The sequence below is a fragment of the Pseudomonas sp. JUb42 genome (assembly GCF_024807945.1).
In the GTDB taxonomy this organism is placed as follows: domain Bacteria; phylum Pseudomonadota; class Gammaproteobacteria; order Pseudomonadales; family Pseudomonadaceae; genus Aquipseudomonas.
The window spans coordinates 338100-358835 of record NZ_JANUFD010000003.1 but is presented as its reverse complement, the minus strand read 5'-3'; the positions used below and the strand labels follow the sequence as shown (position 1 = coordinate 358835).

Annotated in this window: 18 protein-coding genes; 3 read left to right on the top strand and 15 right to left on the bottom strand. The window is 50.8% G+C overall.

What is annotated here, in order from left to right:
* Positions 1-145: 145 nt before the first annotated feature.
* Entirely contained in the window at positions 146-784 is a 639-nt protein-coding gene (locus M2401_RS08210; RefSeq protein ID WP_409033889.1) for a TetR/AcrR family transcriptional regulator, read from the bottom strand.
* 28 nt (positions 785-812) lie between these two features.
* On the opposite strand from M2401_RS08210, the gene bdcA reads away from it, so the two are divergent.
* Positions 813-1526: an SDR family oxidoreductase gene (gene bdcA / locus M2401_RS08205; protein ID WP_259101396.1), complete on the top strand. Its 714-nt coding sequence runs from the start codon at positions 813-815 to the stop codon at positions 1524-1526.
* A 221-nt stretch (positions 1527-1747) separates the two neighbouring features.
* On the opposite strand, the gene M2401_RS08200 is transcribed toward bdcA, so the two are convergent.
* From M2401_RS08200 to M2401_RS08185, 4 genes are all read right to left on the bottom strand, one after another.
* A complete protein-coding gene (locus M2401_RS08200) occupies positions 1748-4171 on the bottom strand; it encodes a TonB-dependent siderophore receptor (protein ID WP_259101395.1) in 2424 nt (807 codons plus the stop codon).
* A 96-nt stretch (positions 4172-4267) separates the two neighbouring features.
* Positions 4268-5230, bottom strand: a complete 963-nt coding sequence (locus M2401_RS08195; protein WP_259101394.1) for a FecR domain-containing protein — start codon at positions 5228-5230, stop codon at positions 4268-4270.
* Positions 5227-5733: a sigma-70 family RNA polymerase sigma factor gene (locus M2401_RS08190; RefSeq protein WP_259101392.1), complete on the bottom strand. Its 507-nt coding sequence runs from the start codon at positions 5731-5733 to the stop codon at positions 5227-5229. The genes M2401_RS08195 and M2401_RS08190 overlap by 4 nt, the downstream gene beginning before the upstream one ends.
* Before the next feature lie 359 nt (positions 5734-6092).
* Positions 6093-6869 (bottom strand): helix-turn-helix domain-containing protein, encoded by a 777-nt coding sequence (locus M2401_RS08185; protein WP_259101391.1) that lies wholly within the window; start codon positions 6867-6869, stop codon positions 6093-6095.
* Between the two features lie 158 nt (positions 6870-7027).
* Here M2401_RS08185 and M2401_RS08180 point away from each other — a divergent pair, with 158 nt between their 5' ends.
* Positions 7028-8182: an MFS transporter gene (locus M2401_RS08180; RefSeq protein WP_409033896.1), complete on the top strand. Its 1155-nt coding sequence runs from the start codon at positions 7028-7030 to the stop codon at positions 8180-8182.
* Positions 8183-8631: 449 nt separating this feature from the next.
* Here the strand turns inward: M2401_RS08180 and M2401_RS08175 are convergent, their stop codons facing one another.
* The 7 genes from M2401_RS08175 to M2401_RS08145 form a co-directional block, all read right to left on the bottom strand.
* Positions 8632-9333, bottom strand: coding sequence for an HNH endonuclease (locus M2401_RS08175; protein ID WP_259101388.1), 702 nt, complete (start codon positions 9331-9333; stop codon positions 8632-8634).
* Positions 9330-10538, bottom strand: a complete 1209-nt coding sequence (locus tag M2401_RS08170) for an ATP-binding protein (protein ID WP_259101385.1) — start codon at positions 10536-10538, stop codon at positions 9330-9332. Before M2401_RS08170 ends, M2401_RS08175 begins: the two co-directional genes overlap by 4 nt.
* 706 nt (positions 10539-11244) lie before the next feature.
* Positions 11245-11556, bottom strand: a complete 312-nt coding sequence (locus M2401_RS08165) for a DUF4156 domain-containing protein (RefSeq protein WP_259101384.1) — start codon at positions 11554-11556, stop codon at positions 11245-11247.
* Positions 11557-11650: 94 nt separating this feature from the next.
* Positions 11651-12271 carry a DNA translocase FtsK gene (locus M2401_RS08160; protein WP_259101381.1) on the bottom strand — a complete coding sequence of 207 codons (621 nt, stop codon included), beginning with the start codon at positions 12269-12271 and terminating at the stop codon, positions 11651-11653.
* A gap of 34 nt (positions 12272-12305) precedes the next feature.
* Positions 12306-12752 (bottom strand): NlpC/P60 family protein, encoded by a 447-nt coding sequence (locus tag M2401_RS34440; RefSeq protein ID WP_409033888.1) that lies wholly within the window; start codon positions 12750-12752, stop codon positions 12306-12308.
* A gap of 100 nt (positions 12753-12852) precedes the next feature.
* Entirely contained in the window at positions 12853-13461 is a 609-nt protein-coding gene (locus tag M2401_RS08150; RefSeq protein WP_259101379.1) for a hypothetical protein, read from the bottom strand.
* A gap of 123 nt (positions 13462-13584) precedes the next feature.
* Entirely contained in the window at positions 13585-14106 is a 522-nt protein-coding gene (locus M2401_RS08145; RefSeq protein ID WP_259101376.1) for a tyrosine-type recombinase/integrase, read from the bottom strand.
* 325 nt (positions 14107-14431) lie between these two features.
* Between M2401_RS08145 and M2401_RS08140 the strand changes: the two genes are divergently transcribed.
* Positions 14432-14806, top strand: coding sequence for a histone-like nucleoid-structuring protein, MvaT/MvaU family (locus tag M2401_RS08140; RefSeq protein WP_259101374.1), 375 nt, complete (start codon positions 14432-14434; stop codon positions 14804-14806).
* A gap of 726 nt (positions 14807-15532) precedes the next feature.
* Here M2401_RS08140 and M2401_RS08135 read toward each other — a convergent pair.
* From M2401_RS08135 to M2401_RS08125, 3 genes are read right to left on the bottom strand one after another with little or no spacing between them, the layout of a single operon-like run.
* Positions 15533-17932, bottom strand: a complete 2400-nt coding sequence (locus tag M2401_RS08135) for a hypothetical protein (protein ID WP_259101371.1) — start codon at positions 17930-17932, stop codon at positions 15533-15535.
* Positions 17925-19535 (bottom strand): site-specific integrase, encoded by a 1611-nt coding sequence (locus tag M2401_RS08130; protein ID WP_259101370.1) that lies wholly within the window; start codon positions 19533-19535, stop codon positions 17925-17927. Before M2401_RS08130 ends, M2401_RS08135 begins: the two co-directional genes overlap by 8 nt.
* 1 nt (position 19536) lies before the next feature.
* Entirely contained in the window at positions 19537-20736 is a 1200-nt protein-coding gene (locus M2401_RS08125; RefSeq protein WP_259101368.1) for a tyrosine-type recombinase/integrase, read from the bottom strand.

Here is a 20736-nt window from a genome sequence, read left to right as displayed (position 1 = left end):
CTCCTGGCCGTTTTCTGCTTATGGCGACCGGCAGCTTTTGGCCGATTGCAGACACGCTCAGTAGCCGTGGGCTATTGGCTGTGAAGTGAGTTTTATCGGCATCGAACTGTCTCTCCCTAGCAGCTTCAGAACTACCGGGTCCTCCTCATATTTCAGCTGGAATAGCTTGGGCGAGCGCAACGCTGGCAAGTTGTGCGGTGGCCAGCAGACGATCCAGGCTTTGTCCGTGACGCGCGCTGGCTGAAAGGCCAGCCATCGTGGTGCTGACGTAATCTGCTAGCCGGTCCGCCTCTTGCGGGTATCGCTCGGCAATGATGTTTTTGATCACATCCTGTGCAGCGACATGGAAGGTGCAAGCGGCCTCGCGCGCTTCCACGTCGTTGCATCGAGTGCCCTCCAGCACCATACAGCCAGTTGCTGAAGGATCGGCAGCGTAGGCGCGCGCGGCTTGCTCCAAGACCTGCGCAAGCGAGACAGCCAACGGCCGCCTCGTTCCGAGTATCTCCAATAACGGTATAGCTCCGGTCATGGCATACCGATCAAGCACCCTTCTGTACAACTGCGCTTTGCTGCCAAATGCCGCGTAAAAGCTCGGCGGGTTGATCCCAATGGCTTTGGTGAGGTCGGCGACGCTTACGTCGTCATAGCCTCTTGCATGGAACAAGCTTTGGGCTGTAGCAATAGCCTGGTCAGGGTCGAACCGGCGAGGACGCCCACGTAGGGGTTTATCTGTAGTCACTATTACAAAATCCTTTGACAGGGTGGCCCTTGATAAATGTAACATGCGCTACATTAATCAAGGGAGTGCGGTCATGTCGAATTTCAAGAACAAGTCAGTTCTGGTGCTTGGCGGAAGCCGTGGAATTGGTGCAGCTATCGTCAGGCGTTTCGCCGCCGATGGCGCCAAAGTAGCTTTTACTTACTCAGGTTCGCCGGAAGCGGCACATGCACTGGCTACCGAAACCGGCGCCAATGATTACTTAACAGACAGTGCCGACCGTGATGCCGTCATCGCTCGTGTTCGCGACAGCGGTCCGTTGGACATACTGATCGTAAATTCTGGCATTGCCATCTTCGGCGACGCGCTCGAGCAGGACCCGGACGCGATTGACCGGCTGTTCCGCATCAATGTGCAAGCGCCTTACCACGCCTCGGTGGAGGCGGCGCGACAGATGCCTGACGGCGGACGGATTATCGTGATCGGTTCGGTGAATGGTGACCGCATGCCGATTCCCGGCATGGCGTCCTACGCGTTGAGTAAATCCGCGCTTCAAGGAATGGCCCGGGGGCTATCCCGTGATTTCGGCCCGCGTGGAATCACCATAAACATTGTGCAACCAGGGCCCATAGATACTGAAGCCAACCCAGCGAACGGTCCTATGAAAGACCTAATGCACAGCTTCATGGCGATCAAAAGACACGGTCGGTCTGAGGAGGTAGCGGGAATGGTGGCTTGGTTAGCCGGTCCGGAAGCAGGCTTTGTTACCGGCGCAATGCACACCATTGACGGGGCCTTCGGCGCCTGACATGCGGCCGGGCAGGGTTCAAATGCCCGGCCTACTATGCGCTCAGCCTCCACAGCCGCAAGCAAGAGGCTGATTTGCTGGTACGGTGTTGGCAGTCCTGATGACTGCTTCTGGCCGATAGCAGACACTCTCTAGAGCGCCTATGACCGCCATATCCCCCACCCGGCTCAGCCTCTTCCACCGACGGGGAGCCAATCAGGTAAGGGAGTCGTACCTGATTCCTACCAGTTGTAACTGACTGAACCAGTCACGTTTCTTCTGTAACCATACTTGCAGCTGTCCCCGGTGTAGCCGCACTGGGAAACGTAGGTTTCGTCGGTGAGGTTGGAGGCGTTGACGGCCAGTTTTACCCCTGCATAAGAGGATGATAGTTTCCCAAGGTCGTAGCTGAGGCTGGCGTCGAACAGGGTGTAATGCGGAATGGTCTCACTGTTTTGCGAATCGATGTAGCTGGGCCCTACGTATCGCACCCCACCGCCGATGGCCAGGCCTGCGAGCAAACCGCCTTGCACGGTGTACTGTGACCAGAGCGACGCCAGTTGTTCGGGGGTATTGGCCGGGTGGTTGCCTTTTTCATCCGCGGTGTTGCTGCGGGTGATTTCAAGATGCGCGTAGCTGTAGTTGGCGATCACCTCAAGCGCGTCGGTAAGTTGCGTCTTCGCCTCAAGTTCGATCCCTCGCGACTGTATTTCGCCTGTCGCGACCGAGAAGCGATTGTTTGCCGGGTCTGCGGTCAGGACGTTCTGTCGGGTTAGGTCGAAGAGCGAGGCCGTGACGTAACTGTTGCGTCCTTTGGGCTGGAGTTTGAGTCCGACCTCATACTGGCGACCCGTTTCAGGTTCAAAGGCACTCCCGTCCCGAGCGACGGCGGTGATGTTTGGAAAAAACGACTCGGAGTAGCTGACATAAGGCGCCAGTCCGTTGTCTGCGAGGTACATGACGCCGGTGCGCCAAGTGAAAGCGTGGTCGCGCTGTTGCAGATCGGCTGCGGTGTCGGTGCCGTAATGGACGGTCTTGGAACGGGCCCAGTCTTGCCGGCCACCCAGGTTGAAAATCCAGTGATCGTCGTATTTGAGCTGTTCAGACAGGTAAAGTCCGACCTGATCGAGCTGTCGGCGCTGATTGATGTCATAGAACGCGTCCAAGTCGCTGTAGTCCTGATGGTAGACCGGTGCGTAGACGTCCAGCGGATCGACCACGTTCCCGCCGCCCAGTTGATTCGTGCTGGCATGTTGCAGGTCAAGGCCCAGCAGCGTGGTGTGTTCGAAAAGGCCCTGATTCCACTTCGCCTGGAAATGATTGTCGAGCAGCGCGTTTTTTACTTTTTCGTGGCCCAGATAGCCGAATCGCCCCACGGTACGATCGTCGTCATCGAGTCCGTATTGATAGATCGTTCGCTGTTCCTGATAGGAGTGGCTGTAGCGGGCGTTCTGGCGGAATGTCCAAATGTCATCGAGATGGTGCTCGAACTGATAGCCTACGGACCATTGCTCGACATCGTATTTGTCATAGTCGGGATCGCCGACAAAACGGTCGGTCGATATGCGGCCATAGCGTGAGCGATCGAGGGTGCCGACGCGGGGCAGCGCGTAGTAGCCCAGCACGTTTCGATCCTTCTGGAACGACGTCAGCACCGTCAATGAGGTGTCTTCCGACGGTCGCCAACTGATGGCCGGGGCGATGAACTGGCGATCATCACGGGCATAGTCGATCTGGGTATCGCTGTCGCGCCACAGCCCGGTGAGGCGGTAGGTGAACACACCATCATCGGTGAGCGGGCCGCCGAAATCTGCTGCCAGTTGCTTGCGATCATAGCTACCAACCTGGGCCACGACTTCATGAATCGGTTCGTCGGTAGGGCGTTTGCTGATCACGTTGACCATGCCTCCCGGCGAACTTTGTCCGTATAGAACGGAGGAGGGGCCGCGCAGCACTTCGACCCGCTCCAGGCCATACACTTCACCTACCGCACGGCTCTGGTTGGCAAAGCTGTACTGGCGCAGCCCATCCCGGTAGATCCCACCGTTGGTGGTTGCGTCGAAGCCACGAATTGCGATGGTATCGCGCCGTGTATCGACACCGTTGGCTTCGCCGTTGACACCGGCGGTGTAGCGCAACACCTGTCCGATACTCTGGGGTTGCTGCGCATCGATCTGCTTACGGGTCACGACGCTGATCGGCTGTGGCGTTTCCATGATGGAGGTGTCGGTCTTGTTGGCGCTCATGGTGCGGCTGGCAACCAGGCCATCGTTGCTGCCCAATGAGGTGTCATACGCCGTGCCGCTGATGTCAGTGGGCGCCAACTCAACGGCATCGCTGGTGTTGGGCACGATCAGCAGGCTACCGTCGTCCTGACGCTGAAAGGTCAAGCCGGTGCCCTGTAACAGTCGAATGAGGCCTGACTCTGCGGTGAAATCCCCTTGCAAGCCCTGGGTCTTCCTGCCGGCTGTCAATGCAGAATTTCCCGCCATGGTGACTCCCGCCTGGGCGCCAAAGCGGGACAGTGCAGCGTCGAGCGGGCCCGCATTAATGGTGTAGTTCTGCGAGCCGCCATCGGCGAAAACGGGCAGGCTGCACAGCGGCTGAACACTCAACAGCACAAGGCCAAACGTGCGTGCACGCCAAGCGCGGGAGGGGGAAGTCATGCGGGGCTCCTAAAGGTTTCAGATCCACCTCTGACGGGTGGGATGCCTAAAGGCCAAGTGAGATTTAAAAAACTACGGGTCGGGCGAAAAAATAATTCAGGCGGGCATCACGGTGACCCAATAGCGTGTCAGCCGTTCGATACGTACCGGCAGGGAACGAGCCATCAGGGTCAAGGCCGCGTCGGTGTTGTCGAGTGAAAAACTTCCCGTCAGCCGCAACCCCGCAACCTGTTCGTGGCAGCGCAGCACGCCCGGACGGTAGCGTGACAGCTCTGCCAATAGATCATCCAGCCGCATGCGTTCGGCAGGCAGAGTTCCGCGCAACCAGGCTTGAGCAGCCGGTAAATCCGCGCGACTGGCGGTTTCGATTCCAGCGTTATCAACCCGGGTTTGCCAGCCCGCTTCAAGCGGTACAAATGTTTGATTGCGTCGCGACTGAACCTTGACCTGTCCTTTCAGTACGGTGACCAGCGTGCCTTGTCTGTCGTGACGCACGAGAAATTGTGAGTCCGTTGTCCGCAGCAACGCATCAGCCGTCAGCAATTGCAGTGCACGCGCATCAGGCGCTGAGATCAAGGACAGTTCACCTTCGATCAGACGCAATCCGCGCACGGAAGGATTGAAGTCCAGATTGACCGCGCTTGCAGTGTTAAGCCAGAGCGCGCTGCCATCCGCGAGCGTCCACTTGCGGCGTTCACCGGTACCGGTTTGGTAATTGGCGAATGCTGCCCGCAAGGTCGTAGAGTCTGCGCTCTGCCAGGTAGCTGCTCCTAGAAGTCCCAGCACCACCATACGCTTGAGTAACTGCCGACGATGTTGCATTTCCGGTCCGGCGGATTCCAGCGCCTTGCGGGCGGTTGGGTCACGCAACAGATCGGCGCCCGGTTGACGGGGCAAGGCAAGGCTTGCCACCCGTTGCCAGGCTTGGGCATGTGCGTCATTGGCGTCCCGCCATCGTTGAAATGCCTCTTGCTCATCCGCGCTCATGACCCCGGACTGCAACCTGACCATCCAATGGATGGCGCTGTCGCGCACCTTAGGTTCAACGGCGCCGCTCATTCGAACCGGCTCGCATAGCAGACGCTGAATGCTTTAGTCATGGCCCGCTGTACCTGCGGCACCGTCAACCCCAGCTGCACGGCAATCTGCGGATAGGTCATGCCGTCGAGCTGGGACATCAAGAATATCTGTCGCACTGCAACTGAGAGCCCCAGCAACAGCGAGTCCAGCTCAAGCAGTGTTTCAATTGTCAGGTGACGCTCTTCCGGGGAGGGTTCGACGTCTTCGGGCCGTGCCGCCAAGGCTTGTAGGTAAGCTTGCTCAATGGCCTGGCGACGCCATCGATTAATCAGCAAGCCGTTGGCGATGGTTGCGAGAAACGCCATGGGTTGACGCAGCTCAATGGCCTTTTGCGGGGTATGCAGCACTCTCAGGAAAGTATCGTGCGCCAGATCCTCTGCATCCGCACTGTGTCTTAGCCGCCGATGTAACCACCCTTGGAGCCAGCTGTGATGTTGCTTGTACAACTGCCCGACTGAGGAAGAGTGGATAGCGTCCTGCATGGCGGCTCACGATGTGGTACTGATAATGCTTCTCACTCTACTGGTTGGGCGACGAGGTTGTACAGCGTTTAGGGCTAACCGATGTGCTGGCCGCCCCTCTGTGGAGATTTATCGCGAAGCCGCCATTCTTTGCCCGGTAAAAAGAGGAGTGTCTTGGCAAGGCTGTCATCTCGTACTTCGGCGATCTGAGCCTGTCATGAAAGACTGCTTTCGACCCACTGCGGCCAGTCATTTAGTGCCAACAATACATGGATACTGCCCTGCGAATGAGTCGAATTTTCTAGGTAGGGTCGCAGCGGTGAAACATCATCAAGCGAATCGAGCCAATATTGGCTACCGCACCCGAATTCGCCGGCATTCTAGAATGACTCTTCCAGCTTTCTGAGCGAGAGATAGTTTCGCGGCGAAGTCCCAAGCACACGTTTGAACATGGTAGTGAAAGCAGCGGGATTGTCGTATCCCAATTCAAGTGCCACGGACGTGACCCTCTCTCCTGCGATGAGCCGGGGTAACGCAACGATCAAACACGCTTGCTGCCGCCAGGCGGCCAGACTCATGCCCGTTTCTCTACGAAAAAGTCGCGTGAAAGTGTGCCGACTTACCCCGAGCGCATCACTCCATTGATCAATAGTGTCATGTGGACTTGGATTCCCAAGAAAGTCACGGCAGCGTTTTGCAAGCAGGTCGTGCGCCGGAATAGGCAGCGAGAGAGGCAGTACTGACAGCTGCTTCATCTCATACTGAATGAGTGTCATGAGCGCGCCAGCACGGCCGTCGAGATCATACGATGCTGACAGCTCCACTGCCTCACACATCAGGCTGCGCATAAACCGAGTAATGCCAACCACTTCACAACGTGTCGGCATCCTGGCCGACGCCTCCGGTTCCAGGTAAAGGCTGTACGTCCTGACCTCTCCGAGCATACGAACCTCATGAACAACGCCAGGAGGAATCCATATTCCACGCTGGGGAGGCATCACCCAGGTGCCTTGTACAGTACGCACCATCACTGCCCCGGACGCACCGTACAGCAACTGACCACGTTCATGATGATGCGCCGCGAGCGCGTCCCCATCTGCGTACTGGTTCTCTAGTGCCAACACTGGGCGCACTACACCATCCAACGCCTCTTTCACGGCTTTCTCATATTTGGCCCACTCTAGTAAAAAATAGCCCCAATTGAAGTGGAACGCGAGTGATTCTTAGCTGAAGCTTGGATAGGTCAATTCTTCAACCCTTTTCTACAAAGGATCCTCACGTGACGCACACCGCCGCTTCTTCTCCGGGCCCTACGATTTACTCAATTCTGGGGGCTATAAGCTTTTGCCATCTGCTGAACGACTTGATGCAAGCACTGCTTCCGGCAATCTATCCAATACTTAAGGGAGGGTTCGATCTAAGTTTCGCGCAGATCGGATCTTTGACTCTCACGTATCAGGTTACCGCCTCACTGCTTCAGCCCCTGATTGGACGATATACTGATCGTCATCCAACACCTTACTTACTGCCGGTCGGCATGGCCTTCACCATGACAGGAATGTTCGTTCTTGCGTTGGCGCCTACTTACATTGGCCTTTTGCTAGGCGCGGTGATGCTAGGCGCTGGGTCTTCGATCTTCCATCCCGAAGCATCACGTATTGCACACGTCGCGGCAGGCGGGGCTCATGGCTTAGCCCAATCGATTTTTCAAGTGGGTGGAAGTGTCGGATCGTCGTTAGGCCCGTTGCTGGCAGCATTTTTCATACTGCCGCGAGGTCATGAAAGCTTGAGCTGTGTAGCCCTTTTGGCATTGGCCGGCATCGCTGTGCTGACTATGATTGCCAGTAGATCTGAAAAGCATCTACCGGCGCGCCGAGATCGGGCGTCCTTTGCCGTTACGCCTCATTTCTCGGCAAAACAGATAAAGCTCGCACTCGCTGTACTGATCGCGCTCATATTTTCTAAATTTTTTTACCTTGCCAGCATTACGAGCTATTACACCTTCTATCTGGTTAGCCACTTCCATGTCGCTGTCGAGTCAGCGCAGGTCTACCTCTTCATGTTTTTAGCGGCGTCTGCAGCGGGTGGGTTTATTGGTGGGCCTATTGGAGACCGTGTGGGACGGAAAAAAGTCATCTGGGGTTCAATACTGGGCGTTTTACCGTTTACCCTTGCCCTACCCTATATGGGACTTGATGCGACGATTGGCCTTAGCTTGCTTATCGGCTTCATCTTGTCTTCTGCGTTTTCAGCCATAGTTGTATATGCCCATGAACTATTACCAGGCCGCGTTGGCATGGTCTCGGGGCTTTTCTTTGGCCTGGCTTTTGGCATGGGCGGCGTTGGCTCAGCAATACTAGGGTTACTTGCGGATTGGACAAGTATCGAATTTGTGTACAAGATTTGTTCATTTCTCCCGTTGATCGGTCTTCTCACTATCTTCCTGCCTATAAGACCTAGGCCACACTAAACTTCCTGTGGATAATCGTCTACAACATGGATAAGTCGATGTATCTACGAAAGTACACGGTGAGTGCTCATGCTATTTTCGGAAACCAATACGAAAACAAGGATTTATTACATAGGTGATGTCAATGCGCTAAACACTCTAGCCACCACTGGTATTTGTAGAATGCATTGGAGGGGGCTGCCAGCGATCTATGGCCCCAGCAATGGGTAGAGCGCCGTTTGAGTGTCAGCTTCTGGCCGATTGCCGCCTGTCGCGAAGCGCGGTAAACGGCTAAAAATACCCAGAAAAATAGAGTGCGCACTCGCTAACGTTTCTAAAGGAGAGGCAACCTGTCATTCACCTAATTGAGTAAAACGCATGAGGACGGAAAGTAATGCACGCATATAAAAGCGCAAGACTGTCCTCGTCACAGGCGCCGATGGCCGCATTGTTAGAGTGGATTGAAAATCCTAGATAAGCCTAAATTTCATGTTTTGTAAAAACTCTGCCAGCTCTAATGTATCATCTGAAGATGCCAAACGTGGGAGTCTTTCATCTATTCTGTCGCAGAGCGACCCTATCGTGTCATTCAGACTGCAAAGTAGTTCAATATGTTCAAGTTCTCTGAATTTAAGTTTCTCGTAAGTTTTATTGCCTGCCTTGCTCATAGGCTTGTACTTTAGAACATGGATGCTGTCGGTAGATAGCTGAAGGAAACCAATATTTTCCCCGTACCTGAATCCTTTGGAATTTGGATCTATGATATCAAATATATAGTTTGCCTTATTATCCACTGCGTTGTTTTTTACCAAGTTACAGTCTAGGCAAGCGTACGTAAGATTGTTTAATGCAAAGGTCATTTTTGGGTGCTTAGATTTGCAACGTATGTGTTCAATATTCCATGACATTCCATGCTGCCCCATTGCTCTTTTGCAATAAGCGCATCTTTTGCTGATTTTTTGTTTAAGGATTTTTTTGACTTTTTCCCGTAATTCATTAAGGCTTTTTATCTCTTCATCGGTAAAGTTCACAGTGTATTTTTTGAACGCATGTACAGATTTAGGGTTTGAGAAGCAGCCCCAGGCCTCACTTGGCTTTATTGAGCGACTGTTGATTAAGTCTTGTAGCTTCTTTAGCGTTTTACGTTCTGTCTTATCAGCTATATTTTTCACATTGACATTCCCTTGGCATATCTTTCAATTAAACCAATGGCTTCCTTTATAGTAAGAATTTTATCATCAGATATCCCCGCCTTATATATTAGCTCATTGAGTTCCCTTATTCCATGCTGAATTGACTCGCCAGACTCGGTGGCATCAAGTATTACCTCCGTGATTTTATGATCAATGGCGGTGGTGTTATAAGTCGCAGTATCAAAGAGGTCAAGAGTAAGCTCTTCGCAGCTTCCAAATGACTCTGAGTTTTTAGATTTGTATTCGATGTACTCAAGTTGATTGCTGCTGACTGCCATAGCCATAGTTGCGGATTGAAGTACAATTATAGCGTCTGTCTCTGGGTCTTTGGCTGCCTCAGAGACGATGATAGGCGAGTGCGTAGCTATCAATACGTGATAGTTTTGATGCTCTGACATGATTTCAGTTATGAAATTATGAAAATCCATTTGCCATCTTAAGTGCAGACTAATTTCGGGCTCATCGATCAGCACCAATGTATTGTTTTCGGCATTTGCAATGATCTTTAATGCGGTGGCAATTCTGTTTTGCTCCCCGGAGCTTAGCTCTGAATAGCTGAGTATTTTATTATCTCTTTCGGTAAAAAGCTGAACCTCAGGGTTTAAGCCAAAGTACGCACTTAAGTATTTAGCTTGCTTCAGTGTGATTTTGTTGATTTCAACTCCATTTTCAATAATTTGCCCAATCCATGCTCTGCCTTCTTCGTCTATTATATTCTCGATCGCAGTATTTTTAAGTTTTCTGTTATCTACAGTTGCGGAAAGGTTGGATCTTTTGTAGCGACGCTTGACCTCATCAGGAAAGTTAATGGAGAACTCAAGGCCAAACAATTTCCAAAGTTGTTCAAGGTAAACAGTTTTCCCAGGCTTCAGACCTCTAATTAAATATTTCGCTATTTCGCGATCAATCGAACTCTTAAAAATGGCATTACCTACATTGCGCGCGCCTAAGTATTTCCTCCTATGTCCGTCGCCAAATACAAAACGATCTGTTATGGAGTTGCTGATGCATAGGATCGAGCGAACGTCGCTCGTTTTAAGGTTTTCATATAGCTCGCATATTTTGGCAAGTAGTCTACTTTTCCCTGTTCCATTATTACCTATAATATATGTTATGAATGGAGCAGCGTTTTGCTCGACAGATTCGTTGATGTTTTTTGTGAGTTTATCGATCACACTTTCCATTGTGACTTGGGCTCCGCTGGGTATGATTTAATTTTTTACGAGGGTAACGGATTGAGTACGGTCGCGCGAGCGTCATCTACGCAGGCAAGCTCTTTGGGTAAGGGATGCTCAAACGTTGGCGTCAGTTTAGATGCTTGCCCTTGAGAGAAAACCATGCCTTGAAGCGTGCTCATGTTCTTTAGCGTGCGCACCAAAAATTTCCCTTCCTACGTTTGCACGGTAGGTTCATGTTTGCATGAGTGAGGCGAAGCCTCCACAGAGTTCAACTCAGTGCTCGAATGAAAGAAATGATAAATAGGTAAACTGGTCGGTTTCTAACGGTATCCACCGGCCGCCTCCGGTCGACAGCTGCCTCCCGTGAACGACTGCTTATGGCCGATTCTGTTGAAAAAGTCGGAATTTCAGGCTCGAAGATGTCGACGTTGTCCCTCACCCTCAGAACCTATTCACCACGTTGCGTGGCTTTTCGGTTCTGCGTTGATCGATGCAGCTTGGTCGATGGGTTGATTTGAAGGTTTTGCTGATTCCAGGCGTACCTATCCCCTAAAGGCAAGGGCAACGTTGCTATGGTCCAATGGTTTCCTTCCCTGATTTTTCGCGGACGCGAAAATCTACGCCCTTCTAATGACCCGGCCCCGCGTTGACGGCGAGGCTTGGGGTGCAGCTGGATGACCTGGTGCGGGATTTTCCTACTTATCTGAGTGGGCTAGAACTTGCATTGCAACGCTTCGGCAGTAACCGATGCGCCTTCTGCCCAGTCTAGGTTGCTCGACACAATGAAGATGCCATTCCCACCCTTACGAGCAACCTCATTGATTGCCTTGTTCATCGCATTGCTCGGCTTGTTGGGACCGATGCGCTGTTCTGTGCTGACGACGCCGAGCGACTGACACAAACGCTCTTTCTGAGTGGCGGTGACGATTTGAACCTTCTCTGCGCCGGAGTCGAGAGACGTTGCACAACCAGTGAGCGACAACAGGCCCAAAGCGGATGCCATGAGTGTGATACGGGCTTTCATGCGTAGAGTTCCTTCCTGGCAACCGGGCTTCCCGGAGCCTCTACTGGCTCAGCCCCACGTTGACTGCGGGGCTTGGGTGTACTCGGTGAGAGCCTCACGACTTCGAATCCCAGCCGACGACCGTCCCATTTTCAAGCGTGACTCGTAGGCCGTATCGATTAGCACCTAGGTGGTCGTATTTCCATACTTCGCGGGACTTGCTCTTTAGGTATTTTTGGTCAAACGCCTCAGGCTGGCCAACGCTGTCGTACAACTGCTCAGAGGTCATGGTTTCCCAAATCGCGCCGCTCATAATGCGCGAGACCAATTGAGTATCGCCGTGTTTTTCGAGCAGATAGGACAAGCGCTGGGCGGTTTCGACATCGATTCGCTGCTGTTCAAGCTCGGCCTTACTCGGTAACAGGCTTGCGGCCTGACGTTCAATCTCGGTTAATACATGGCGGCTTCCGCCAGATGACGTGGGCGAAATGACTAAATCATTTTCCAAACACTCGATCAAAGTAGCCGCTCGGTTGTAGCCAATCTTGAGGTGCCGCTGAATCGCTGAGACGCTGCAACTGCCGGACGACCTCACGAAGTTTGCAGCGGCCCGGTACAGAGGATCATCGTTGGCCGAAAGACGGAGCTCCGGCTCCGATTTCTCGACCCGTCCAGCTCCAGACTCAGGTTGATGTACAGTCGCTGCCTTACCGAATAATCGTTTTAACCAAGACATTCAACGCTCCTTGTACCTGGGCGGGATTTCCTACTTACTTTGATGGTTTGTGCAATGGATTTGATTCATCACCTGCGCGGATTGAGCGGATGAAGTCATCGTCTCCTAAATAAATTCCCTCATGTCGTTTTCCGGAGACGTTGAAAAAGAGAAGATCACCCGGCTTCAATCTCAGTCCTCCCCTTTCAATAGCAATGAGCTGATCGTCTGTGAGCTTCACCGGGGACGAATTGCTCAGTAGCTCTGCGGCCCATTTTCTTAGTTCTCTAGGCGGCTCTTGCTCTCCTTCCTTTTTAGGCAGCAACAACGAGACAGCTAAATTCACGTAATCGCGTTTGATCTGCTGGTCCTGCAGGCTTTGCTGTACCCAAAATCCTACTAGCGCAAGCACAATTGGAATCGCTAAGATCGACACGATCTGCGCCACCACCAGCATGCGAGCAAGCGTTTGGTCGAGACCTGTGCTGTTATTTTGGGTCATTACTCTAGTTTTCCGTTGTTCGTGGAGCTGGTGGTGGACGGGGTGACTTGTCGACCTGGGAAGCAGCAGCCAGCAAGCCCATGGGCGCGGTAGCCGATATTCATGCTTCATTGAGCAGTTGGACTAAGAAAGGAAATTCTTTGCAGCAGACCTCATTAATTTGCTCTCGGACGCGATCATGAGTAGCGCTGTCATGAGTTGCGATTGTCAGGTAGTAATTCTGATCTTCGTACTTCGCAAAAACGATCCACTCGCCGCTCAATGCCTGTCTTATGGCAAGTCGATGTCGATTTCCACTGATGACATCGTCGACAAGAGCCGGAACATCTTCTGGGGTTAGATAACGTAATTCACCAGCGTCCTTTGCCTCCTGAATCTTTTTTTCAAAAAATGGCATGCCGCATTGGTTTAGACCTTTTTCCACATTTTTCGCGAAAGAAGCTAACCCGTCCTGCAGGTAGTGCTTATGCCAGAGGCCCTTAAGCGGTGGGTGACGGTTCTTGATCGGTGGCTTGAACTGCCCCAGTTCATTTTTTTCCAGTAGCTCAATTTCATGGACTATTTTGGCGGGGTTTTGAACGCCTGAAAGGGCACCTCCCAAAAGGTTTGCAGCCAGCAACACGCTGTAGCGGCCAGGGGCGATTCGTTCTAAGCCAATCAGCGTTGCAAATTCACTCAGATTGACTTCAGGGACGTCGTCTGGAGACACATTCGCTTCCTTGTGAAGGTCATGGATGAATCCAACAAACACTACTGATGTCGCTATGCCAGTGCAACCTCGAATACGTGCCGAATTGTCGCTTGGTCGACGGTTAAATAAGGCTTGCTGTGATCAAGACAGGAATGGAATGGTCTGCACCGTCTCAACGTCGCCGGTTGCGGCCAGCACCTTTGCCTCCAGTGAGCGCCTGCCGCTGTGAGATGACCCCTGTTTGATACCGGCCTGCCTGTAGAGCCTGTTGATCGTCTGTTGCAGCGCATCGCAGGCCCGGTAGGCCATTGGCCCGCCGTCCAACTGGCGGTGCTTGAACGCCAGTTCAAAGGCTTGCCCTTTGTGCGTCATGACTAGCTTTGATACTGGGCGAAGCCCACGATACTCATCGGCGCCGGAGAAGCCCCAGCGGCGTTGTAGGCGCACGGCAAGCCACGCATCGAGCGCGGCGAGGCAGCGGGCATGGGTCAGGTACACATTGCGCGGTCGGCAGCCCTTGGTGATGTCAGCCCGCAAGTAGACCTCGGGTTTGATGGCACTGCTGGGATAGAGCACGTCGGCTACCTCCAGCAAAGCCAGCTCGGTGACACGAATCCCGGTGGTGTGGGTGAGCCACAACAGCATCACATCACGCTCTGGCATGCGGCCAGTCCGGATGCAACGCGGATAAGGTGCTTAAATTGTCCAGGGCGAAGCGAAGTAGCGCGGCGGGTGGTCATGCGGCCTCTCTGTCGGGATTGCACGGGAATCGTGCTCGATCTGGAGAGAGTCAGTCCGGGGCCTCCTGACAAGGTTATCAGCAGGCCCCATCCGGTGTTCACGGAAAATGCCACGGCGCCACCTGGCAGGCCATACAAACGTCTGAGACCGCACTACAGAACACCATTTTGTCCCGTTGCCGCTACACCTGGATAAGCGCTAGATCAAGCAATGCGATAAGCTGAATGCATCACAAAAGGAGCTGCACATGTCCAAACTCGCTGAATACCGCGAACTTGAAAAACACCTTGCCGAACAATTGGCCGCCCTGGAGTCGATGAAGGGTGATTCCGGCCTGCAACGCGAAATCGAATTCGAACAAAAGCTGCGTGTGCTGCTGGCCGATTACAGCTACAGCTTGCGCGACATCATCTCGCTGCTCGATCCAAGCGCAGCAACCCGCCGTGGCCCTGTGGGTATTGCGGCACCTACAAAGGGCAAACGTCGCGCACGCCAGATCAAGCAGTACCACAATCCGCACACCGGCGAAGTGATCGAGACCAAAGGCGGTAATCACAAGCAGCTTAAAGAGTGGAAAGCCGAACACGGCGGCGATGTGGTTGAGTCCTGGCTCAAGGCCTAAGGCTTCAGCAACGAGCGTTATCAAAAAGGCCCCATCGGGGCCTTTCTTAATGCAACTCGAATAGTCGAGGTCGTCCACCAAGTGAGTGGGAAATTCAGAATTGCGGGTGCTTAGTCAGTAAGGAATTACGGATGCCATTCTGATATAACACATCCACTATTCACACCGCATGAGAATTCTTACGCGAAAAATTTAGCGATATTTATTAGAAGCGCACTGCAAAAAGCTGGAGCAATACAGCCATCATTTCCACGACACCGTCTGTGTAATTGATTATAGTTCAAAAAGCCTGCATATACTTTTCATACCAATCAATTTATTCAAAGTCAAATATTCGTTTAGCAGTCCAATTTGGAAAAGCGGCCTCAATCTCCGACGCTGATTGCGCCAAATAACTCTGCGGATCTAACCCACTCTCACGCAAGCGTCTACAAGCGAGCAAAAAGCTTTGTATCAAAAGGCCATTCTCATATTTGACAATTCGGATTTTCTTCTCTAGATCATCAATTCTAGAATCTCTATTCTTTCTCCTCCCACTTCCACTCCCACTACTGACACTTAGCTCAAGCAGCCTAGTCCGTATCGTTTTGTCTCTCCACAACGTTTGTCGAGATATACCTAGCGCTCTTGCAAGAGCAGTTTGGTTAATTTTATCACCCGAACTGGAATCATACTTATCAAGAAACAATAAGGCTTTCTCACGCCAGCTCGATTGTATAGCCAAGACTATTGCTCCTGATCGTTTGCTTGGACGTAGGCCTGCAACGCTTCATCGCAACCACTGACAACGTCCAGCATAAAAACAACATGCTGATCGAGCGCTTCAGACGTGTCAAGCTCGGCCTTAATATCTTCGACAAGCCCAGGCATATTATTTGTTACTGCCGAAAGCATCATAGAGTACTTATCTTTCAACGTCTGAATTGCCTGCTTCGCTTGCAGGTCTGTAGGGTCCACATGGAAAGAATCACACGCACTGCCAGTCCCAAACCCCCTTAGACACATCAACCCTTTTGTACAAGGTGAAATGTAGAGCTCTCTAGAACAAGTCCCCCAAGGGGTGAAGTGCAACGCCTTCAACTTATCAATAACTAATAATTCAATCTCTTTCTCGCCCATGTTTTCTTGACGCCAAATTTTTATTTTTCTACCCAGCACATCGTTTGGAGGGTTATCATTATTTGTATACTGAGCCCTAACATATTCAGCTCGCTCCTTGGCGGTTCGATAATCATAATGCCGTGTTTGGTGAGGCTTCCGACCCATCCATAAATCAATTGCGGCTTCATTTGGGCCTGAGCGTAGCAGTGCAGTTGTTAACCAACGTCGAATTTGATGTGGACTAACAGAATAATATTCTCCTTTATCATCTCGTATTCCAAGCCTTTCAAAGACAGTTTTTTTTCCGCCTTTATTACTCAGAAAATTATAAATATCTGCCCTCAGCATCGGGCGCGGGATTATCCCTCTGACGCCTCTGCTATCGAACTGATTCTGCCATACTACAATGAGATGCTCACTCAGTTTTGACTCCATGCCAGGGCGCATCTTATTACCAGAGTAACCGCCCCCAGAACTGTTACCTTCGCTGGAGAACTCCTCTTTGAAATGAGCCGACAAATAGCCTGTGTAGTCAGTCTTCAAGGTATTGACAAATCTACTCACATCAACAGCTGTAGTTTTTCCACCCCGATTGCTTAGCGCTAACTCCCTGAGTTTAGCCCAGCGGGAACGCCATAGATCAATACTATTCAACTCGATCTTAATATCAGGGTCGAAGACAGATGCTTTATGCATATCGCTGAGCAACTCCCGCAAATCGTCAATAAACCAATAAGCTTTGGTCAAGCTAGACTTGGAAGTAGGGATACTTTTTACCAGGTCTTCCACTCTAATACGATATCCTCCAGTTTTATAATGAGTAGTAAACGGGCTCCAGTCCCATCGCGAAAAGCGGAGATCGAACCATGCAACGAGCCTAGCAGCACTTTCCTTAGGCAGTGGTACTAGACAATGGCCGTATTTTCCTCCACTACCTAGCTCTTTTGAAGAAATACTGAAACACTCAGCCATCTCGTCAATGTAGAACGCATTATCAATTGCTAGCCCTACAGACCTTAGCTGCTGAATTTTGGTATGTGATAGGGGGTTTTTATCCCGGTACGAGCGCAGCTTGTCAGTAATGAATTTAAACCCATTGTCTTCTATTTCCTTAGCTAGGTTTCTAGCTGCGGAGCACATATCTAACAAATATGCTGCTGCATCCCTAACAATTTCCTCCCATATTTTCGCGATGGCTATTGCTCCTCCCGGGGCGCCTTTTTCTATCGCCACAATCAAACTGCTAAGTCCTGTATCATCATCATAGTGGAAAGCCCTTTTTGGTAAACTGCAAATTTCACCGATCCTTAATCCAAGCGCCAAAGCAAAAGCAAGAGCTTCCAATCTAATTCGGTCAAATCCAGGCGAAATTTCTAGTTCGGGCGATGACTTGACAGAAAATGCAGCCTGGGCGATAGCTTTATGCAAAGTCTCATCATATAGTTCGGCCCTTTTCACTTCATGTTCTGGTGATGTGAGCTCTAACGAAGCACGGGTAGGATTCGGTATGCCGTGCTTCCATTTTATCAATCTATGACTGTACCTATGAGTAGTGCCGTTTAACTCGACCTGCATGTTGCTCAGAAAGCCGACAAAGTGAGATAACGCTGTTGCTCTATGGTAGGTAGTGGTTACTTTGGTATATTTCCTCAGTTCAGCTACTGTTTCATTGAGCACAGATATCGGCATTTCTTGCCACAGGTCGTCCCTATCACCGATGGTCCTTGCCAACCATCGAAACGAATTCAATCGACTTACCGCCAACTCTGGCGACATCTGTAATATCAGATTTTTCACCATATAGCACTTTGCAATTGCCGTCGCAATTTTTGAGAGAGGAGAGGCTGCGAAGCGCTTTGGTTGATCCGGCCTTACTTCAAAGAAGCGTAGACTTGCTGATTTGTAACCCCAATCTGGCGCTTCAAACTCACCGGACACCAATCCAGCCTTCTTCAAGCTGGAAAATATTTGAATAGCTTCATTCTGTTGCTCCTCCAGCACAAATCCTGCAATGCTATTAGTCATTCCCTTGCCCCTCAATAGCCATTATCAATGCTTTCGCGCCATAAATAGAATTCTCTAGTTGTTGTACTACTGGACCTGTAGCCGAGCTAGCAATAATACTTTGGAACTGCTCTATACTTTTTAGCGCCCCTCGGTGATCTGCTGACCTGTTAGGCCGAAAACTAGGGCATGCATAGCAGGTGACAGTAGGGTGATGAGGACAAGCCGATCCTAATGTGCACTTTCCCAACGAACCTATGGTTAACTCTCCAATGCGTGGTTCACCAAGTCCCTCTATTTTTCCGGTCCACATATCTATAGCGGCGTTGATTTCGGGACTTGCGGCATGAGCCTTATTGACGAAATCATGCAAATCCAGATTATATCTAAAGTAGTACTGAACGGAGTCTGAGCTCACATGATCCAACGCTTCAGCCACTTCTTCGGGTGTAGCGCCCCCTAGCACCATTGAGGTACCTTTCGTTCGCCTAAATCGATAAGCTGTGATTTCCAGTGTTTTATTGGGCTCGGAGTCTTTCATCCGCTTTGGAGCGGGTATATTTAGTTTAAAGGTTAATTTCCTTATAACTCTTGAAAGCCTAGCCGAATCCAGATGCAGTGCATAATTTATTAGTTTTTCATTGCGGCACAAGCGCTCTAACCGGGCCGGGGTTCGGTACTTATTAGGAAATATTGGGATGCCCAGCTTGCGAGCGCTTTCCCAACCGACAAAGAAGGCGATACTTGCAAGGTTTGGTTGCACCGAATCTTTTGCTATCTCGATTTGACGTACTACAGCCTTTGCTGTCTCATCTGTGATATACCTCTTTACCATATTGCTCGGAGCACGTCGTAACTTTGCCCTCCTTATCCCCTTCACACTTGGCACTCTTATATAAGGACCTAAATCATCAACTCCATAATCTTGAGTCTGAAGCAACGCAAGCTGGATAGGCCTCAATCCCCAATCTTTTGCTAGATAAAAAAGTGCCAGTTCAAAAGGCGCCACTAGCTTGGAGCGAATCATTGCGTCCTCTATCAACGATATTTCAATCTTAGTATACGGCCCCATATTCGCGTCTCTCATCAAGACAGCCAATTCTTGGTTACGCCATGCGGGCCGTATGCTATCTAATTCAAATTGTCGGTATTCACTAAAATTAGGGAGTCCTATATCCAGGCACCACTCATAAAAAAAACGAACGCCCCAAAGTAACGATGAAGACTCGACCGTGGCACTTTCGATCGCAGCGGATTTCGCCCATTGGAATAGTTTTTCTTCTACTTTGTCTGGAGTAGACTCATCGATTATTAGATTGCAGAGTATGTCCTGCACAGCACGCAGCACCTTCAGGTTGAGGTTTTCTTCAACTTTGTCTAAAACCCAAGATCTGAACATCCACTCTATGTAGTCATCGTCATGAAATCGCTCCCCCCACTTTAACCTTTGCACTGTATAAGCTAGCAACTCGAACGTAAGGAATTCCGACCACTCACCAAGTTCATTTGTCACGGAAATTGTTTGGCCGTGGATAGTTACAATACTTTCTGGGAAATTATCGAACTCGAGGCCTAAACGCTGGCTTACAACGCTTGTAAGCTCTGTGGGATTAAGGCTACTCATATTAATTATCCTGGTCATTATCCGAGCCTGATTTTCCACCGCGCAGTATAAAACCTAGCCGTTCAGATATTGAAGCACGGGAGTATTTTGCCACCATATTACTATCCTGCGCCCATCCCCCTAGGTAGCTCAGCGCGTCCACAATTTCCATTCCAGACGATTTACCTGCTGCCGTAATTTTATCCCTTACGAGATTGGCACCTGCAACCCTAAGAGCATGGGGATGAAGCCTTTTTTTCATCTCAACGACGTCAGGGTGGCTAGCTATTGTCTTTATTATCTGATTAATTGTGTAACTTGAAAGCCTTCGGCCATCTCTCGCACTAAGAAATAATGCTTTCGCAGGCCTTCTAGGAATTAAAAACTGCGGTCGGACAACATCTAGATACTCTCTCAAATTTCTAGCGAGCTTATTGGTTATTGGCACCATACGCCCTCTAGTCTTTAAGCTTGCGCCGTCCAACCTCTTAAATTTATTATTCACGCTGGGTGGCTTTATGGTGATTGTCGGATCACCAAAAGCATTAACGTCCTCGACCTCCAAAAGCACCAGCTCCCCCCTGCGAGCCAAAATCTCTATCGCAACATGAAAAAGACAATAATTTCTAATTTTTATATTACGGCTTTTGAAAGGGTTTTTCGTGGAGTCTGGATCGATTATGCTTTCGATTACCGCAAGATCAGAATTACTTAGCTCTGTCGAGACTGAGCCGAATTGAGCCGAATTGATGTGACGCCGTATCAATCTACGAAGACTCATTATCTGCTTAGTGTAATTTTTCTCTGCCTGCGCCTGGTCTGATAAGTTTAATCGATTAATTTCAATAAAAAAATCGAAGCAGTATCTAATAAAACTCTTTACCGACTCAAACCGTCGAGTGCACGTTGCCCTAGAAGCTTTTTTCTTTAGCCTTGTTCTACATAGCTCTTCGGCAACAGCATAAATTTCCCGACTCGAAAAACCTTGAAGTCTGCGAAGTCGGTCTTCAAGAACGCATCCGTCAGTCGCAGCCCAACGGTAAACCAAGGCGATGTCCCGGAGGTAGGCATCTGCCGTATTTGGCCCTGCCGACGAGCTGACTTCATCGATCCAGAGGTTTGGAAGGACGAGCGGTATGCCATCCCTTACGAGATAGGGCCTGACGCGGCCTTCGGGGTCAGTGATTTTTCTGAGACGAATGTCAGAGGAGGCAATGTGCAT

What these genes read in the sequence shown, in the direction of transcription:
- M2401_RS08210 (WP_409033889.1), bottom strand. Translation starts at nt 784, where the DNA reads ATGTTACATTTATCAAGGGCCACCCTGTCAAAGGATTTTGTAATAGTG.
- bdcA (WP_259101396.1), top strand. Translation starts at nt 813, where the DNA reads ATGTCGAATTTCAAGAACAAGTCAGTTCTGGTGCTTGGCGGAAGCCGT.
- M2401_RS08200 (WP_259101395.1), bottom strand. Translation starts at nt 4,171, where the DNA reads ATGACTTCCCCCTCCCGCGCTTGGCGTGCACGCACGTTTGGCCTTGTG.
- M2401_RS08195 (WP_259101394.1), bottom strand. Translation starts at nt 5,230, where the DNA reads ATGAGCGGCGCCGTTGAACCTAAGGTGCGCGACAGCGCCATCCATTGG.
- M2401_RS08190 (WP_259101392.1), bottom strand. Translation starts at nt 5,733, where the DNA reads ATGCAGGACGCTATCCACTCTTCCTCAGTCGGGCAGTTGTACAAGCAA.
- M2401_RS08170 (WP_259101385.1), bottom strand. Translation starts at nt 10,538, where the DNA reads ATGGAAAGTGTGATCGATAAACTCACAAAAAACATCAACGAATCTGTC.
- M2401_RS08165 (WP_259101384.1), bottom strand. Translation starts at nt 11,556, where the DNA reads ATGAAAGCCCGTATCACACTCATGGCATCCGCTTTGGGCCTGTTGTCG.
- M2401_RS08160 (WP_259101381.1), bottom strand. Translation starts at nt 12,271, where the DNA reads ATGTCTTGGTTAAAACGATTATTCGGTAAGGCAGCGACTGTACATCAA.
- M2401_RS34440 (WP_409033888.1), bottom strand. Translation starts at nt 12,752, where the DNA reads ATGACCCAAAATAACAGCACAGGTCTCGACCAAACGCTTGCTCGCATG.
- M2401_RS08145 (WP_259101376.1), bottom strand. Translation starts at nt 14,106, where the DNA reads ATGCCAGAGCGTGATGTGATGCTGTTGTGGCTCACCCACACCACCGGG.
- M2401_RS08140 (WP_259101374.1), top strand. Translation starts at nt 14,432, where the DNA reads ATGTCCAAACTCGCTGAATACCGCGAACTTGAAAAACACCTTGCCGAA.
- M2401_RS08135 (WP_259101371.1), bottom strand. Translation starts at nt 17,932, where the DNA reads ATGACTAATAGCATTGCAGGATTTGTGCTGGAGGAGCAACAGAATGAA.
- M2401_RS08130 (WP_259101370.1), bottom strand. Translation starts at nt 19,535, where the DNA reads ATGAGTAGCCTTAATCCCACAGAGCTTACAAGCGTTGTAAGCCAGCGT.
- M2401_RS08125 (WP_259101368.1), bottom strand. Translation starts at nt 20,736, where the DNA reads ATGCACATTGCCTCCTCTGACATTCGTCTCAGAAAAATCACTGACCCC.